This is a genomic window from Phreatobacter sp. GW821-FHT04C01 (genome assembly GCF_059420385.1).
This window is the reverse complement of the sequence record NZ_JBWKTP010000002.1, coordinates 17,473-33,018: the sequence shown is the minus strand read 5'-3', so window position 1 is coordinate 33,018 and position 15,546 is coordinate 17,473. Positions and strand designations below refer to the sequence as shown.

13 protein-coding genes are annotated in these 15,546 nt (G+C 66.6%); 8 read left to right on the top strand and 5 right to left on the bottom strand.

What is annotated here, in order from left to right; all coding sequences use genetic code 11:
* Nucleotides 1-8: 8 nt before the first annotated feature.
* The 3 genes from AC07WJ_RS07225 to AC07WJ_RS07215 all read right to left on the bottom strand — a co-directional run bounded on the left by AC07WJ_RS07225 (nucleotide 9) and on the right by AC07WJ_RS07215 (nucleotide 4,314).
* Nucleotides 9-1,586, bottom strand: a complete 1,578-nt coding sequence (locus tag AC07WJ_RS07225) for an aldehyde dehydrogenase (RefSeq protein ID WP_494933886.1) — start codon at nucleotides 1,584-1,586, stop codon at nucleotides 9-11.
* A 73-nt stretch (nucleotides 1,587-1,659) separates the two neighbouring features.
* On the bottom strand, nucleotides 1,660-3,306 hold the full coding sequence (locus AC07WJ_RS07220) for a thiamine pyrophosphate-dependent enzyme (RefSeq protein WP_494933885.1): 1,647 nt from the start codon (nucleotides 3,304-3,306) through the stop codon (nucleotides 1,660-1,662).
* Nucleotides 3,307-3,423: 117 nt separating this feature from the next.
* Complete coding sequence (locus AC07WJ_RS07215) at nucleotides 3,424-4,314, bottom strand: NAD-dependent epimerase/dehydratase family protein (RefSeq protein ID WP_494933884.1); 891 nt, start codon at nucleotides 4,312-4,314, stop codon at nucleotides 3,424-3,426.
* 350 nt (nucleotides 4,315-4,664) lie between these two features.
* Here AC07WJ_RS07215 and AC07WJ_RS07210 point away from each other — a divergent pair, with 350 nt between their 5' ends.
* Both AC07WJ_RS07210 and AC07WJ_RS07205 read left to right on the top strand, forming a co-directional pair.
* Nucleotides 4,665-5,972, top strand: coding sequence for a cytochrome P450 (locus tag AC07WJ_RS07210; RefSeq protein ID WP_494933883.1), 1,308 nt, complete (start codon nucleotides 4,665-4,667; stop codon nucleotides 5,970-5,972).
* 112 nt (nucleotides 5,973-6,084) lie between these two features.
* Nucleotides 6,085-6,405 (top strand): 2Fe-2S iron-sulfur cluster-binding protein, encoded by a 321-nt coding sequence (locus tag AC07WJ_RS07205; protein WP_494933882.1) that lies wholly within the window; start codon nucleotides 6,085-6,087, stop codon nucleotides 6,403-6,405.
* 60 nt (nucleotides 6,406-6,465) lie between these two features.
* Here the strand turns inward: AC07WJ_RS07205 and AC07WJ_RS07200 are convergent, their stop codons facing one another.
* Together AC07WJ_RS07200 and AC07WJ_RS07195 are read right to left on the bottom strand one after the other, a co-directional pair.
* On the bottom strand, nucleotides 6,466-6,972 hold the full coding sequence (locus AC07WJ_RS07200; RefSeq protein WP_494933881.1) for a MaoC family dehydratase: 507 nt from the start codon (nucleotides 6,970-6,972) through the stop codon (nucleotides 6,466-6,468).
* A 51-nt stretch (nucleotides 6,973-7,023) separates the two neighbouring features.
* Nucleotides 7,024-8,151, bottom strand: coding sequence for a CaiB/BaiF CoA transferase family protein (locus AC07WJ_RS07195; protein ID WP_494933880.1), 1,128 nt, complete (start codon nucleotides 8,149-8,151; stop codon nucleotides 7,024-7,026).
* Between the two features lie 194 nt (nucleotides 8,152-8,345).
* On the opposite strand from AC07WJ_RS07195, the gene AC07WJ_RS07190 reads away from it, so the two are divergent.
* The 6 genes from AC07WJ_RS07190 to AC07WJ_RS07165 all read left to right on the top strand — a co-directional run bounded on the left by AC07WJ_RS07190 (nucleotide 8,346) and on the right by AC07WJ_RS07165 (nucleotide 15,541).
* Nucleotides 8,346-9,596: an NAD(P)/FAD-dependent oxidoreductase gene (locus AC07WJ_RS07190; RefSeq protein WP_494933879.1), complete on the top strand. Its 1,251-nt coding sequence runs from the start codon at nucleotides 8,346-8,348 to the stop codon at nucleotides 9,594-9,596.
* A 170-nt stretch (nucleotides 9,597-9,766) separates the two neighbouring features.
* Nucleotides 9,767-10,558 (top strand): GntR family transcriptional regulator, encoded by a 792-nt coding sequence (locus AC07WJ_RS07185; RefSeq protein WP_494933878.1) that lies wholly within the window; start codon nucleotides 9,767-9,769, stop codon nucleotides 10,556-10,558.
* 281 nt (nucleotides 10,559-10,839) lie between these two features.
* Complete coding sequence (locus AC07WJ_RS07180) at nucleotides 10,840-11,994, top strand: ABC transporter substrate-binding protein (protein WP_494933877.1); 1,155 nt, start codon at nucleotides 10,840-10,842, stop codon at nucleotides 11,992-11,994.
* 60 nt (nucleotides 11,995-12,054) lie between these two features.
* On the top strand, nucleotides 12,055-12,894 hold the full coding sequence (locus tag AC07WJ_RS07175; RefSeq protein WP_494933876.1) for a branched-chain amino acid ABC transporter permease: 840 nt from the start codon (nucleotides 12,055-12,057) through the stop codon (nucleotides 12,892-12,894).
* A complete protein-coding gene (locus AC07WJ_RS07170) occupies nucleotides 12,891-13,886 on the top strand; it encodes a branched-chain amino acid ABC transporter permease (RefSeq protein ID WP_494933875.1) in 996 nt (331 codons plus the stop codon). Before AC07WJ_RS07175 ends, AC07WJ_RS07170 begins: the two co-directional genes overlap by 4 nt.
* 53 nt (nucleotides 13,887-13,939) lie before the next feature.
* A complete protein-coding gene (locus AC07WJ_RS07165; RefSeq protein ID WP_494933874.1) occupies nucleotides 13,940-15,541 on the top strand; it encodes an ATP-binding cassette domain-containing protein in 1,602 nt (533 codons plus the stop codon).
* The last annotated feature ends 5 nt before the right edge of the window (nucleotides 15,542-15,546 follow it).

Sequence of the window (15,546 nt, the reverse complement as noted above, 5' to 3'; positions counted from 1 at the left end):
GGCTCGTCTCAGGTCTTGATGACGAAGGGGTCTTGGATGTCCCGGCTCAACTCGCACCAGACGCTCTTGGTCTGGAGGAACTGGTTCACCGCCTCCGCGCCGTTCTGACGGCCGAGGCCACTGTCCTTGTAGCCGCCGAAGGGTGAGTTGAAGGCGAGCGCCCGATAGGTGTTGATCCATACGGTGCCGGCGCGCAGGCGCCGCGCCATGAGATGGCCGCGGCGGATATCGTTGGTCCACACGCCCGCGGCGAGCCCGAAGGGCGTGCTGTTCGCCATGGCGACGACGTCGTCTTCGTCCTTGAACGGCACGACGCACAGTACGGGGCCAAACACCTCGTTCTGCATGATGAAGTCATCCGACCGTGCCCCCTGCAGGATGGTCGGCGCGTAGAAGAAGCCGTTCTCCAGGCCATCGAGGCGGACACGCTCGCCGCCGGCCAGAACCTCCGCACCGTCGGCGACCGCTCGCGCCACCATCCGCTCGTCCTTTGCGAGCTGGGCCGCCGTCGCCACCGGACCCATCTGGCTCTCCGGTTTCAACGGGTCGCCGAGACGGATATTGCGCGCCCGCTCGACCAGCCGGCCGACGAGCCGGTCATAGATCTTCTCCTGGAAGAAGGCGCGCGAGCCCGCCACGCAGGTCTGGCCGGCAGCCGCGAAAATGCCCGAGAGGACGCCGGCTTCGACCTGGTCCGGATCCGCGTCGTCGAAAACGATGTTCGGACTTTTGCCACCGAGCTCGAGCGTGCAACCGACGAGGCGCTGCCCGGCGCGGGCCGCGATGGCGCGGCCGGCGGCGTCGCTGCCGGTGAAGGAGACCTTGGCCACGAGCGGATGGTCGACCAGCGCCTCCCCCGCCGCCCTGCCGCCGGTGACGACATTGATGACGCCGGGCGGAATTCCCGCGGCCTCCGCCAGGCGCGCCAGCTCGATGGCCGAGGCGGACGTCACTTCGGAAGGCTTGATGACAACCGTATTGCCGGCGGCGAGCGCCGGCGCGACGGTCATGATCGTCAGGAAGGTCGGCGAGTTCCACGGCACGATCGCGGCGACCACGCCGAGCGGCTCGCGCACGGTGTAGTTCAGCACGCTCGTCCGATCGAGCGGAATGACGCTGCCTTCGATCTTGTCGGCCAGACCGCCGAAATAATACAGCCAGTCCTGGGCGACGCGCGCCTGCGTGCGCATCTCGGCGAACAGCTTGCCGTTCTGCTCGGTCTCGATCGTTCCGATCCGGTCGGCATCGGCGCAGATCAGTTCGCCCCATCGCATCATCAGGCGGCCGCGGCGGGTCGGCGACAGAGCCCCCCAGGGTCCCTCGAACGCGGCATGCGCGGCGCGCACCGCTGCATCCACGTCGACCGCGCCGGACTCAACGAAATGCCCCCAGAGCGCGCCGGTGGTGGGATTGACCGACGCGAAGGTCGCCCCGTCGCGCCCCTGGGTCTCCTGTCCGTTGATGTGATTGGCATAGCGCCTGATGTCGGCGCCGGGGTGTGCATTCATGGCGGCCTCCCGGAATCGAGCAGCGGCCAAATGCTGCCGCCTCGATTTGTTGTACGTACAATATGGAATAAATGACAACTTGCAAGGACAAGATTCAAAAACCGACGCGACCGGCTTCCGCTCCGACCGCAAGGTCTTCGGGACGGCTGGATCAGCGACCCAGGATGGCCTCCAAGCTGGTCTTGACCTCGAGCAGGAACGGCCCATTGGCGCCGAGGCCCTCCTCGATCGCCGCCGCGATATCGTCATGGCGGCTGAGCACCCGGCCCTTCATCCCGAATGCCGCCGCGAGCGCCACGAAATCGGGATTGGTGAGCGAGGTCGCGATCGCCCGGCCGGGAAATTCCCGTTCCTGGTGCATGCGGATCGACCCGTAGCTCGAATTGTTGGCCAGGATGAACAGGACCGGCAGCCGGCGCTCGATGGCCAGGATCATCTCATTGCCCGTCATCATGAACCCGCCATCGCCGACCATGCAGACGACCTTCGACCGCGGCAGGCGCAGCTGGGCGGCCAGGGCCGCCGGGACGCCATAGCCCATCGCTCCCGCGAGGGGGCTGAGAAGGCGCTGCGGCGGCGTGTAGCGCGCATAACGGTAGATCGGCACCGTGAACGCGCCGCCATCGACGCACAGCACCAGATCATCCTTGGCCTGCCGGAGCATCTCCCGGACCACATGGCTGAACTCGATGCCGTCGGAGGGCTGCCCGGCAGGCCATGCATTGCCCGCCTCATAGGCGCGTCGCAGGCTTGCGGCCCAGGGCGCCCAGTCCGGCTCGCCGGCGCCATGCGCCGACGTGAGGTCACGCAGGAGCGACACCGGATCGCAGGCGAGCGAGACCGCCGGCGAATAGTTCCAGGCCACGGCCCCGGTATCCGGATAGCAATGGACGAGCGTCTGGTCCGGCACCGGAAGACGCGGAAAGGCGTAGCCCTGGGTCGTGATGTCGCCGAGACGGGTGCCGATAGCGAGGATCAGATCGCTGCCTTCCAGCAGCTTGAGCAGCGGCGCGGGATAACCGTGCCCCAGATGGCCGAGGAACAGCGGGTCTTCGTTCGGGAACAGATCGTGCCGCCGGAGCGACACCGCCAGCGGCACCCGCCAGGCCCGGGAGAACGCCAGCAGCGCCGCGCGCCCCTCGTCGCTTTCCAGCGCGCCCCCGGCGATCAGCACCGGCCGTTTCGCCGCCCGCAACAGTTGCAGCACCCCGTCGACCTCTCCGGGCGTCGGCACGGTCTTGCCCGCCGAATAGACGGCGCGGCGCGGCAGCGGGATCGGCTGCTGCTGCACATCCTCGGGCAGGACGACGACGACGGGGCCCGGCGTGCCGGCCGTGGTCAGCCGCACGGCCTTCATGAAGACTTCCGGGATCTGTGCGGGATCGGCGATCTGGAAGACCCATTTCGCGATCGAGCCGTACATCGCCTGGTAGTCGATTTCCTGGAACGCGGCCCGGCCGATATCGGCCCGCGCGACATGGCCGACGATCATCAGCAGCGGCACCGCGTCCTGCTGCGCCGTATGCACCGCAATGGCCGCATTGCTGGCGCCCGGACCGCGGCTCACCATCAGCACGCCCGGGCGCCCGGTCATCCGGCCGTCGGCGCAGGCCATGAAACCGGCGCCGGATTCGTGCCGGCAGGTCACCGGATCGATGCCGGGAAAATCACCCAGCGCGTCGAGCAGCGACAGGAAGCTCTCGCCGGGAACCAGAAAGATGCGGTCGATCCCGTTGTCGGACAGGATGCGCAGGACGGCGTGGGATGCCGTGACCATCATGCCGGTTGCCGTATTCATCTCTTACCTCGTCGATGATTTGAACCCGCACGCGCGGGAGCAGGAGGCGCACCACATGCGCCGCAGTGCGGGGAAGGAACAGGGCCGGCGCCAGCCGGGCCCGGCGCCGCGCGCGGGTCAATGCCGCGACGCGTAGAAGTCCAGCGTGCGCTTGAGACCATCGGCGAGGAGGACGCGCTCATGGCCGGGATGATCCCGGTAGAGCGCGCCGTCGTCGAACGCCGTCGTCAGCCAGATCGGCTTGCCCTCGCAGGCGAGCCGCGCGGCGGGCCGGTGCGTCCGGATGGTGGCGATGATCTCGTCGACGGTCGCGACCTCGCCCTTCATCGGGTAGATCCGAGCGCCCGGCTCGGCGTCGAGGCCGATCTCGACCACCCGCGCCACCTCGTCGACATAGACGAAGCCGGAAAGGCCGGAGAACGGGATGACATAGGGCTTATCCTCCGCGGCCGCCCGGCAGGCGAGGCTGATGCCTGCGCTCGGCCCGCCGTCCCGGCCCGGACCGTAGATGACGAGCGGGCGGATGCCGGTGCTGCTGATCCGATGGTCCTCCCAATAGGCCCGCGCCGACCCTTCCGCGGCGAGCTTGAACGCGCCGTAATGGGTCGAGGGGTCGGGATAGGCCCCTTGGGTCTCGCTGTAGACGCCGGCCGAGCTCGTATAGGCGATCCGTTCGACGCCATGCCGCCGCGCGGCCTCGAAGACGTGCAGCGTTCCCATGAGGTTGATCTCGGCACCCCGCAGCGGGTCGGCGCGGCAAACCGGTGTCAGGACGCCGGCGATATGGGCGACATGCGTGCACCCGCGCACGGCCTCGTCCACCGTCCCGGCATGGCTGATGTCGCCGACAATCCAGTCGATCCGGTCCGCTTCGTCGCCCGCAATCGCGCGCGCCAGAGCGCGGTCGCCACTGACGTCGAGGACCCTCACCTGCGCGCCACGGGCAAGCATTCTCCTGATGACGAAGGCGCCGAGAAAGCCACCTCCTCCCGTGACCAGAACGCGCATGACCACCCTCTCTACAGCCGCCAATATGTACGAACAACTTTCATCTTATGATCAGCCATCGTGCATGGAAAGGGAATTTTTCCGCATGGCGCCTACACTTCAAAAGCAGAGCCAGGACACACACTCGCATCTTGTACGGATAACATTTGATCGATAGCATGGCATCGATTATGAGAATCGCCGCGACGGCGCAATTCGAGCATCAAGACCGATCCGTGAAGGGCGATCACGACGCTCCCCTGCGCGGATGCGGAACAAGAACGGCGATCCGAACGGACGAAATCTCAGAAACGCGCGCCGAACCGTAACGACCGGTCCGGCGACGCGAACTGCGGCAAGGAGAGGAAGAGATGAAATTTTCAACGATACCGTTCGCCAGCGATCACATGGATCTGCCATCCGTCGCCCACATGTCGCAGATCTCGCGGTTCGATGAAATCAACCAGATCCTGCTCTCGTCGAACTTCATCCAGGGCGGCTTCACCGATGCGCGCGAGAAGCTGATCACGGACACCCTGATCACAGTTGACGGCAAGCGGCACATGAAGCGGCGCGGCATCCTCAGCCGCATCATGAACGACAGCCATATCGCGACCACGCGCGAGCAGTTTCTCAATCCTTCGATCCACCGGACGCTGGCCGATCTGGCGAGTTCGGAAACGCAGGCGGATGGCGTTCTCTACGCCGACCTCGTGCCGCTGGCCCAGCGCTGCATCCAGCGGATTGCCGCGGCGGTGGCCGGTGTCGACTGCGAAAGCACGCCGCAGGCCACCGACCGGCTGGTTGACTTGGTGAAGCGGATCGGTGCCGGCGTCCAGGTCGAATTTTCCCGCGAGCCGGTGGCGAAGGTGCTGGCCGATGCGGAAATCGCCCAGAAGGAATTCGAGGCGGAGTTCTTCAAGGCCTCCTACGACAAGCGGATGGAAATCGCCCGCGAGGTGAAGGATGGCCGGCGGCAGGCCGCCGACGCTCCAAAAGACGTATTGATGCAAACCCTGCTGCATGACGAGGACGCCTGGGACGGCGACGACGATCTGCCATTGCGCGAAATCTGCCTGTTCCTGGTGGGAGCCTCGGCAACCACGTCGGGCAGCCTGATCCTGCTGGTGCTGCGGCTGGAAGAATGGTTCGAGACGCATCCGGCGGACCGGAGCCTGCTCGATACCGATCCGAACTTTCTGCGGTCGGCCGCCTTTGAATCGCTTCGGCTCACCGTTGGCGCGCCGGCGCGCGTGCGCACTGCGTTGCGCGACGTCCGCCTTGCCAGCGGCCGCGAGATCAAACAGGGCGAAAGTGTCGCCCTGCTGCTGATCCCCGCCAATATGAGCAAGGACCGGTTCGGCAGCGACGCGGATACGTTCAATCCCCACCGCGATGTCGGCGACCTGGCCCCCTGGGGACTGTCTTTCGGAGCGGGCGCGCATGCCTGTCCGGGCCGGCCCCTGGTCGTCGGCAACCGGAGCATGAAGGCCCGCACCGACGTCGACGGCAGCCTCGTCGCCATTGCGCGTGGCCTCTATCGCGCCGGCCTCACCCTCGACGAGCGCCGGCCGCCGGTTCCCGAGACGGCGACGCATTATTCCGCCTTCAAGGAAGTGCCGATCAAGTTCACCCGGCTCCATGCCTTGCAAAGCCGGGGTCCCGAGGCCGCCGAGTAACGCCCGCCGGCCCGCCCGGGCCGTCATCTCGCCTGAAGGAAGGCGCCACCGCGCAAGCCACCCGGGTGGCGCCTGCCTCAGCGCATGACCATCGAACGAAACGGAGAAGCTCATGCTGAATGTCAGGGTTATCGATAAGGAGAAGGGCGAGACAACCGATGTCGAGATCGGCGAGGACACACCGGTGATGTACGCCTTGCGCGACGCCGGACTGCCGGTCGAGGGCACCTGTGGCGGCTATGCGTCCTGCGGGACCTGCCACGTCTATGTCGCGCCGGAATGGGGCGACCGGTTGCCGCCGCGCGAGGAAGTCGAGATCGAGATGCTCGGTCTGCTCGACACCTATGACCGCGAACGGTCGCGGCTGAGCTGCCAGATCGTCATGAGGCCCGAATGGGACGGGCTGACCGTGGAACTCGCGCCCCAGCACTAAATCCGCAGTCTCCATTTGTCGCCATGGCCCCCGCCGGAGAACTGCGGGGGCCGTTGCGTATCAGAGATCGTCCGCGCCATGGCCGCGCTTGGGCACCAGCGCGCTACGGATGAAATCCATGACGGCGCAACCGTCTTGCTTGTAGGCACGCGTCCTGACCGTGACGATGCCCTGCGTCGGCCGCGATCTGGATTCGCGCTTCTCCAGGACCTCCGTTTCGGCATAGAGCGTATCACCCGGAAAGACCGGCCCGACGAGATTGATCTCCTTCCAGCCGAGATTGGCGATCGCCTTTCCGCTGACGTCGTTCACCGTCATCCCGAGCACGATCGCCAGGCTGAGCCCGCTATTGACCAGCGGCCGGCCGAACTCGCTCTTCTCCGCATAGGCGCGGTCGCAGTGCAGCGGATGCATGTTCATCGTCATCAGCGAGAAGTTGATGTTGTCGGACTCGGTGATCGTCCGGCCGGGACGGTGCTCGTAGATGTCGCCGATCTCGAAGTCCTCGAGATAGCGGCCGATCTGAGTTCGGCTCCGTCGCGTCTGGTTTTGCGTGACCGATGACATGGTGGTTTGCTCCTGATTGCCATGTGATGCGTTGAGGACGTCGCGCGGCATTCACCGCTGCGCCGGAACCGGGTGCGCGCCATAGAACAGCGTCGCCTCCCCCAGTTCGGGCTCGCGCCAATCGGGCGATGCCGGCTCGTTCCGGAAGCGGATCGCCGGCGCGAGGTGGCGCCGGCCATCGGCGTCGGTGCAGACCGCCCCGCGCGCGCCAATCTGCGCGTCGTCGAGGGCTTCAGGCAAAGTGTTCACGGGAGAGAAACAGACGTCGCGCCCGTCGAGCCAGGCCATCCATTCGGCGAGCGTCCTCTGCCGGAAGGCCGCTTCCAGAAACGCGATGAGCGGCGCCTGATGCGGCCCGGCCCCGCGCTCGCACAGCGCCGCGAAATCGGGCCGTCCGAGGGCTTCGAGCAGCGTCCGGACAAACTTCATCTCCTGTCCGCCGAGAACCAGGTGACGACCATCGGACGTTGCATAGATCCGGTAGAATGCCGAGCCGCCAAGTGAGCGCTCGTCCTCGGTGCGCGGCTGCTGGCCGTCGGCGAGCGCCGTGCCGAGCACATTGGTGCAGGCGGCGAGCGTCGCCTGCTGCATCGAGACGTCGATGAAATCGCCCCTGCCGGTCCGTTCGCGGCGGTACAGCGCCATGAGGATGCCCGAGAGGCCCTGCAGCGCCGTCACGATGTCGGCTGCGGCCATTCCCGGAATCGCCGGCTGACGGTCGGCGCCGAGCGTAATGCTCAGCACGCCGGCGATCGCCTGGGTCGCGATGTCATGGGCCGGGCGGTCCCGGTACGGGCCGTCCTGGCCGAACGCGCTGATGGAACAGTAGACGATGCGGGGATTGCGCTCGGCGATGGCCTCGAAATCGAAACCGAGGCGCTTCATGACCCCGGGCCGGAACGACTCCACGAAAACATCGGCGGTATCCACCAGCCGAAGCAGCGCCTCCCGGCCATCGGGGGTCTTGAGATCCAGCACCACGCTGCGCTTGCCGCGGTTGATCGTCCGGAAGAACACCCCACCCGGACCATCCTTCCGACCGATGGCGCGGCCCGGATCGCCTGCCCCGGGCGCTTCGATCTTGATGACCTCCGCACCGTGATCCGCAAGGCTCATTGTCAGGTAGGGGCCCGGCAGAAACACCGAAAGGTCCACGACCCGGAGGCCCTTCAACTTCATCGCTCTGCCCCGGATTGCGCCGCACCTCTCATCCGGAGGCACGGCAACTGTAAAACTTGTACGTATAAGTAGGCTGGGATACAAAGCCGGTCAAGCCATCAGAAGGTGGCCTCTGCAGCGAAACAAGCCCGTCACCGCGCCGTTGCGGCGATATCGAGCGTGAACGGCGCCCCCCAGCACGGAGAATTTGTTCAATGATTTTGAGGAGCATCGTCATTGTCGGCGGCGGCCAGGCCGGCTTCCAGACAGCCGCTTCGCTGCGGCAGGAAGGTTTCGACGGCAGGATCGTGCTGGTGGACGCGGAGCCGGGCCTCCCCTATCAGCGCCCGCCGCTGTCCAAGGCCTATGTCCAAGGCAAGATGAGCGCGCACAGCCTCGTCTTCAGGCCCGGCAGATTCTTCGACGACAACCGGATCGAGCTCTTGTCGCACCCGGTCGAAACGCTGGACCGCGCGGCCGGCCACATTGGCCTGGCCGGCGGTTCGCGGCTCGAATACGACCACCTCGTGCTCTGCGTCGGGGCGAAGGCACGGCGGCTGCCGGTGGAAGGCGCAACGCTCGATGGGGTGCTCGAACTGCGCAACCTGGCCGATGCGGACGCCATCAAGTCCCGGCTTTCGGATGCCCGGCAGATCGTCGTGATCGGCGCCGGCTTCGTCGGCCTGGAGTTCGCCGCGGTCGCACGGGCCGCCGGAGCCGCCGTTCACGTGGTCGAGCAGGCCGCCCGGCCGATCGCGCGGGCGGTCTCCCGGCCGATGTCGGCCCTGATCGCCGACACCCATGCCCGCCGCGGCGTGACCTTCAGCTTCGGCGCGGCCGTTTCGCGCATCCGTGGAAGCGCCGGCACGGTTTCGGCCGTGGAATTGACCGATGGCAGGGTCCTGCCCGCCGATCTCGTCATGGTCGGCATCGGCGTCGAACCCAACATCCGGCTCGCCGCCGAAGCGGGGCTCCCGGTCGAAAACGGCGTGACGGTGGACGCCCATCTGCTGACCGGTGATTCCCGGATCTCCGCGATCGGCGATTGCGCCAGCTTTCCCTGCTCGCGATCCGGCCGAAGGCTACGGCTCGAATCGGTGCAGAACGCCAGCGACCAGGCGCGTGCCGTCGCCGCGCGCGTCGTCGGCAAGCCCGCCCCCTACACAGCCCTGCCCTGGTTCTGGTCGGACCAGGGTGACCAGAAGCTGCAAATGGCCGGACTGTCCGATACGGAGAGCACCGCGGTCGTCATGCAGCCCCCGGCCTCGGAAGCCCTTTCGGTGCTGCTGTTCAGGCGAGAGCAGCTCGTGGCGGTGGAATGTGCGAACCGCCCCGGCGATTTCGTCGCCGGCCGCAAGCTCCTGGCGCGCGAGAACCGCCTGACACCCGCCGACGCGGCGCAACCCGGCTTCAGCCTGCGGGACTGGGAGCTGCAGGATCGCAGGCCATCTGAAGCCACAGCTTGATCGGACGCACCGCATCGGCCCCTGCAGTTGACCGAACAAGTCAGAAGCGAGATGATCCGGTCCACACGATCTCCGCGAGCGAGGTTCGCCGTGAGCGCCAACCTGATCCGGCACGAAAGCAAGATCAGCACGGCGCGTGAACGAATCGACCGGATGAAGGAAACGAAGATATGGCGCAGCTCGACGCGCAGGACGAACCAGGCCGATCAACCAATATCCCCCGCTATCGCACGATCGTGAACATCATCCGGCAGCAGATCATTTCCGGCACCTGGGAGGTCGGCGAGAAGCTTCCGACGGAAGATGATCTTTGCCATCAGTTCGACGTCAGCCGCCATACCATCCGCATCGCGCTTCGGGAACTGCGCGACGAAGGGCTGATCGCGTCGCGCCAGGGTGCCGGCTCCACCGTGCTGCGGCGCTCCCCGCCCCTGGTCTATACTTCGTCGGTCTCCTCGCTCGAAGAACTGCTGCAATATGCGACCGAAGTGCGATACGAAGTCGCGAAAAGCGGGATTGTCATCGCCGACGAAGCACTGGCCGATCGGCTCGGCTGCCTGGTCGGTCAACGCTGGCTGCGGCTGGAAGGTCTGCGAATGAGGCCGGGCCAGGAGATTCCCGTCTGCTGGACCGAGGTCTTCGTCCATTCGGACTATGCCGGCGTCGGCCTGATGATCGGGCGGCAACCCGGCACGATCTATTCCTGGATCGAGGAAATGTACAACGTGCAGGTCGGCGAGGTGCGGCAAGTTCTGCGGGTCACGCGCATGCCCGACGACATCGGCGGGCTCCTGGCCAGCGAAGCCGGCAGTCCGGCCGTCGAGATCTCGCGATCCTACAGGCTCACGAACGGCGAGCTCGTCGAGGTGGCGTTCAACCTCCACCCGGCGGACCGCTTCACTTACGCGATGACGCTCCAGAAACGCGGCGCGGCCGCGAGCGCCGACAAACCCGGCCGGTGACCTTGCAGCGCGGCGCGGGCTCCGGCACCTCGCCCGCCCATCTTATACGGACAACATCGCCTGCAGTGCGGCGTCGAAACCGGCGCCCGCGCGCGCCAGCAAGCGCCGCCGGCAGCCACTCCACCCATATTTGGAATTGACTTCCCCCTGCGAGCTTTATTAATGTACGGACATGTTGAGAAACTACTCAACCTGTACGCATATGTTTGACCGTCAAGTTCCAGCGAGCACCGCCGGGCAAGGTCGACGATAGCGTGTTTTTTCACACGAGGGGGAAATCGATGTTCATTCGCCGTGACGTGTTTCTGCGTGGTATCGCCGCCACCGGCCTGGCCGCCTTGCTCCCGGACGCGCCCGCCCTGGCGCAGGGCAAGGCGCCGATCAAGATCGGTCTCGTCGCCAGCCTGAGCGGCCCCCTTGCCAGTGTCGGCGTGCCCCAGCGCGACGCCGTGACCGCGGTGGTGAACGACATCAATTCCCGTGGCGGCATCGGCGGGCACCCGCTCCAGCTCGTCGTTTTCGACGATGGAACCAATCCCACGGAAGCCGTGCGCGGCACAATTCAGCTGATCCAGATGGACAAGGTGGTCGCCATCGTCGGGCCGACGAGCGGCAGCAGCGCCCTGGCCCTCGCACCGGTCGCTGCCCGCTCGAAGATTCCCGTCGCCGCAAACGTCGCAAGCGTGCCGGTCATCTCCAAGGCGAACACCTTCTACCCGTGGGTGTTCCGGGCCCAGCCCGACGACACGGTGACCACCGCGAGCATGCTCCAGAGACTGGCGGCAAGCGGAACCAAGCGCATCGGCATCTTCTATCAGGAGGACGCATACGGCAAGTTCACGGCCGATTTCGTCTCCGAGGCGGCGTCGAAATACGGTCTCGAAGTGGTCGCCAAGGTCACCTCCTCGCTCGCGGCGACGGATCTGACCGCGCAGGCCACCAAGTTGCGAAACGCTGGCGCGGAAGCCGTCATCGTGCAGGTGTCGCCGCCGACGCTCGCCGCGTCCTTCGCCCGCGCAGCACGGCAGGTTGGCCTGACCGCGCCGCTGTGGGGCGGCATCGGCTTCGGCCAGAGGGCCTTCGCCGAAGCGCTCGGCAAGGATGGCGACGGCATCCGTGCCATGCTGCTCGGCAACTGGGATGATCCGACCCCGGAGCTGAAGAAGCTGGCTGATCTTCTCGCAGCGGCCGGCAAACTGCCGGCCGGCTTTCCGGAGATCTCGGCGACCAATGCCCTCCTGCATATCGTCCAGGCGCTTCAGGCCGATCCCACGGCGGTCGGCGACAAGCTCAGGCTGGCGATGGAGGGCACCTGCGGTCTCAAGACCTTCGCAGCATCCAGCGCCTGTTTCTCGCCTGAAGATCACAATGGCTGGACCGACAAGACGCTGGTCCCGGCCGAGATCCGCTCCGGCAAGTACGTGACCCTGAGCTGATCAGGACAAAACCGTCCCAGAGCCTTCTCGCAGGCTGGTTTCGTCCAGAGGAAGAGCGACATGTTCGAGTTTATTATCCGGGGCCTGATCCTAGGCGTGAACTATGGCCTGCTGGCCATGCCGCTCAGCCTGCTCTTCGTGGCGACCGGCACCATCGATTTCGCCCTGGGGTGCTATGCGGTCTTCGCGGCGGGAACGGCCTTCGTCGTCGGAGGTGCGTTCGGGCTCGCGGCGGGCGTGCTCGCCGCGGTGGCCGCCGCCTGCTGCATCGGCCTGGTCTCGGAACTGCTGCGTCGACGCGGCTCCGGCGATCACCTGGCGCTCGTCCTGGCCAGTTTCGGCTTCGCGGTGTTCCTGCAATCGCTCGTGCTGACCTTGCTCGGCAAGGACCCGTTCACGCGCAACCTGTTCGACACCTACTGGCACATCTTCGGCATTTCGATCTCGCCGCAAGCGGGCATCAATCTGGTGGTGGCGCTGACACTGCTCGGCGCGCTGATGCTGATCCTCTTCAAGACGCCGCTCGGCCGTTCGATCCGGGCCGCGGCCGTCAATGCCAGGGGCGCGACGCTGGCGGGCATCCCGGTGAACCTGGTCCAGTTCTTCACCTTCGTCGCCGCCGGCGTGCTCTCCGGCGTCGCGGGGCTGCTTTATCTCTACACCTTCGGCCTCGACTATTCGGTGGGAATGGACCTGACCCTGGCAGGCTTTGGCGCCGCGATCATCTTCGGCGTGCATAGCCCCCTGCGCGGCTTCTTCGGCGGGCTCGCGATCGGCACGGTCGAGGCTCTCTCGACGGCCTACGCCCCGCATGAGGTGAGCGTGCTGCTGCCTCTCGTCTTCATCTTCCTGGTGCTGGTCGCGCGGCCGTCCCAGATCACGTCGGGAGGCCGGGCATGAGCGGCCCTGCGCAAAACCGCATCCGGCGGCTCGCCGGGCATTCGGCGGTCATCCTGTCGGTCGGCATCGCCATCGCCTGCCTGCTGATCGGCGACAATCTCGTCTGGCTCAATGTCTCCACCCTGATCGCGATCTATTCCCTGATCGCCCTTTCGGTGGGCGTCACCTATGGCCAGGTCGGCATCCTCTCCGTGGCGCAGGGCACGTTCGCGGCACTCGGTGCCTATGCCACGGCGATCCTCACCATCCGCTACGGCTGGTCACCCTTTGCCAGCCTGCCCGCGGCCATCCTGCTTCCCGCGCTGTGCGCCTATCCGGTCGCCTATCAGGTCGTCCGTCTCTCGCCACTCGCCTTGGCCATCGCGACGCTGCTGTTCGGCAAGATCGTCGATGTCGGCCTGCGCTCAGGCGGTGAATTCACCGGCGGCTATATCGGGCTTTCCGGTGTGCCCGCGCTGGATGGCCTCGACTCGCCCTGGAGCTTCCACCTCGTCGCGTGGATCTGCGTGACGGTTGTGGTCCTGCTCTATGCGAACGCCGTTTCGGGCGCATTCGGCCGCGCGATCCACACCATCCGGCACGACACGCTGCGCGCCGGCGCCGATGGCATCGGCATCCGGCAGGTCCAGAGCCAGATGTTCAGCCTGGGCGCCGCGATCGCCGGCCTCGCGGGCTGGCTCTATGCCCATTACACGACCTTCATCAGCCCGGAATCGCTCGGCATGCACGTGTCCATCAGTGCGCTGCTGATGGCAGTGGTCGGCGGCAGCCGGTTCGTCCTCGGCCCCGTCGTCGGAGCGATCCTGCTGACGCTGATCGTCAAATACGTACCCGGCCAGGAAGTCCAGGGCATGTTCTATGGCGGCACGCTGACGCTCGTGCTGCTCATCGCCCCCGCCGGCATCGTCGGCGCCTTGGCGGGCCTGGCCAGCCGCCTTGCCGCCCCCGCGCCACGATGCGAGACGATCGCCAATTCGGAGGAACCGGCATGACGACGGACATGGCATCCGCTCCCGCAAGGCCTGAAACGAGCCCGCCATCGCGCGTGGCCAGCGCAACCGTCGTCGCCGGGGCCGGGCTTTCCGTCGGCATCGACGTCACCGACCTCGAGGTTCGTTTCGGTGGCGTGCGCGCGCTGCGCGGCGTCGATCTATCGCTCAGGCCCGGCGAAATCCTGGGGCTGATCGGCCCGAACGGTTCCGGAAAATCCACGCTCTTCAACGCCATCACCGGCTTCGTGCCGGTGACCTCGGGCTCGGTGAAGCTCGACGGCACCGATCTTGGCGGCCTGTCGCCAGCCCTGAGAACGCGCATCGGCGTGACGCGAACATTCCAGACGCCGCGCATCGACCCGGATCTGACCGTGGAAGACGCCGTCATGTGCGGTTTCTATCCGAGCGTGAAACCCGGCATGCTGGCGAGCCTGTTCGGGCTCCATCACCTCACCGGAGCCGAACAGGCCCTGCGCGCCAAATGCGCCGGCCTGCTGGGCCGCCTCGGACTGTCCGAGGTTGCCCATATCCGCCTCGGCAATCTGCCGCTCGGCCAGGTGCGACTGGTCGACGTGGGGCGCGCAGTCGCGGCCGGATCGCGCTACCTGCTGCTGGACGAGCCCGCCGCCGGGCTCGCCAAAGCCGAGCAGCGCCGGCTGGTGGCGACGATCCGCTCGCTCGCCGCCGAAGGTACCGGTATTCTGCTGGTCGAGCACAATTTCGCGATGATCAGCGAGCTCTGCGAGCAGGTGACCGTCCTGAACCGCGGCGAGATCCTGCTGCGCGGCGGCCTCCAGACTCTTCGCCATCGCCCGGAATTCATCGAGGCCTATCTCGGCAGCAGCGGCACATCGTCGACGGCCGCCGCCACGGTGGAGCCGGCCCCGCGCGCGGCCTCGCCGGCCGCCACGGCGCAGGCCGCCCTGGAATGCACCGGCCTGTCGGCGAGTTATGGCCCGATCAGGGCCTGCAACGGCATCCGTCTGCGGCTCGCGGCCGGGGAACTGCTCGCGGTGCTCGGGCCGAACGGTGCCGGCAAGAGCAGCCTGCTCGGCGCCATCACCGGACTGGTGCGCAACACCGGACCGATCTCGCTGAGGGGCAAGCGGATCGATGCGCTGAAGGCGCATGACCGCGTCGCCGCCGGCATCGGCTTCGTTCCCGAAACCCGCGGCAACATCTTCACCGCTCTCAGCGTACGGGAGAACCTGCAGATCGCGACGCAACCCTATTCCGGTGCCGAGCGCGCGGCGATCTACAGCTACCTGCTGGACCTGTTCCCGATCATCGCCGAGCGCATGCAGACCATGGCCGGAATGCTCAGCGGCGGTGAGCAGCAGATGCTGGCCATCGCCATGGCGGTGGGCCGAAAGCCGTCCGTGCTGCTGCTCGACGAACCCTCGCAGGGGCTAGCGCCGGCCATTTACGACGCGCTCCAGTCGGTCACCGAGCGCCTGTGCAAGGACGGGATGAGCATCATCCTGACGGAGCAGAATCTTCCCTTCGCGGCGCGTGTCGCGCATCGCTTCGTCGTCCTGACCGACGGGCATATATCCGGCGAGGGCGATGTTTCCGAATTGTCCGATCCCGATCGCATCATCCGGCGCTATTTTCCGGACGAGGGGCTCGAGGCCTCGCGCCAAAGCCAGGAGTGAGAGAG

What these genes read in the sequence shown, in the direction of transcription:
- AC07WJ_RS07220 (WP_494933885.1), bottom strand. Translation starts at nt 3,306, where the DNA reads ATGAATACGGCAACCGGCATGATGGTCACGGCATCCCACGCCGTCCTG.
- AC07WJ_RS07215 (WP_494933884.1), bottom strand. Translation starts at nt 4,314, where the DNA reads ATGCGCGTTCTGGTCACGGGAGGAGGTGGCTTTCTCGGCGCCTTCGTC.
- AC07WJ_RS07210 (WP_494933883.1), top strand. Translation starts at nt 4,665, where the DNA reads ATGAAATTTTCAACGATACCGTTCGCCAGCGATCACATGGATCTGCCA.
- AC07WJ_RS07205 (WP_494933882.1), top strand. Translation starts at nt 6,085, where the DNA reads ATGCTGAATGTCAGGGTTATCGATAAGGAGAAGGGCGAGACAACCGAT.
- AC07WJ_RS07200 (WP_494933881.1), bottom strand. Translation starts at nt 6,972, where the DNA reads ATGTCATCGGTCACGCAAAACCAGACGCGACGGAGCCGAACTCAGATC.
- AC07WJ_RS07195 (WP_494933880.1), bottom strand. Translation starts at nt 8,151, where the DNA reads ATGAAGTTGAAGGGCCTCCGGGTCGTGGACCTTTCGGTGTTTCTGCCG.
- AC07WJ_RS07190 (WP_494933879.1), top strand. Translation starts at nt 8,346, where the DNA reads ATGATTTTGAGGAGCATCGTCATTGTCGGCGGCGGCCAGGCCGGCTTC.
- AC07WJ_RS07185 (WP_494933878.1), top strand. Translation starts at nt 9,767, where the DNA reads ATGGCGCAGCTCGACGCGCAGGACGAACCAGGCCGATCAACCAATATC.
- AC07WJ_RS07180 (WP_494933877.1), top strand. Translation starts at nt 10,840, where the DNA reads ATGTTCATTCGCCGTGACGTGTTTCTGCGTGGTATCGCCGCCACCGGC.
- AC07WJ_RS07175 (WP_494933876.1), top strand. Translation starts at nt 12,055, where the DNA reads ATGTTCGAGTTTATTATCCGGGGCCTGATCCTAGGCGTGAACTATGGC.
- AC07WJ_RS07170 (WP_494933875.1), top strand. Translation starts at nt 12,891, where the DNA reads ATGAGCGGCCCTGCGCAAAACCGCATCCGGCGGCTCGCCGGGCATTCG.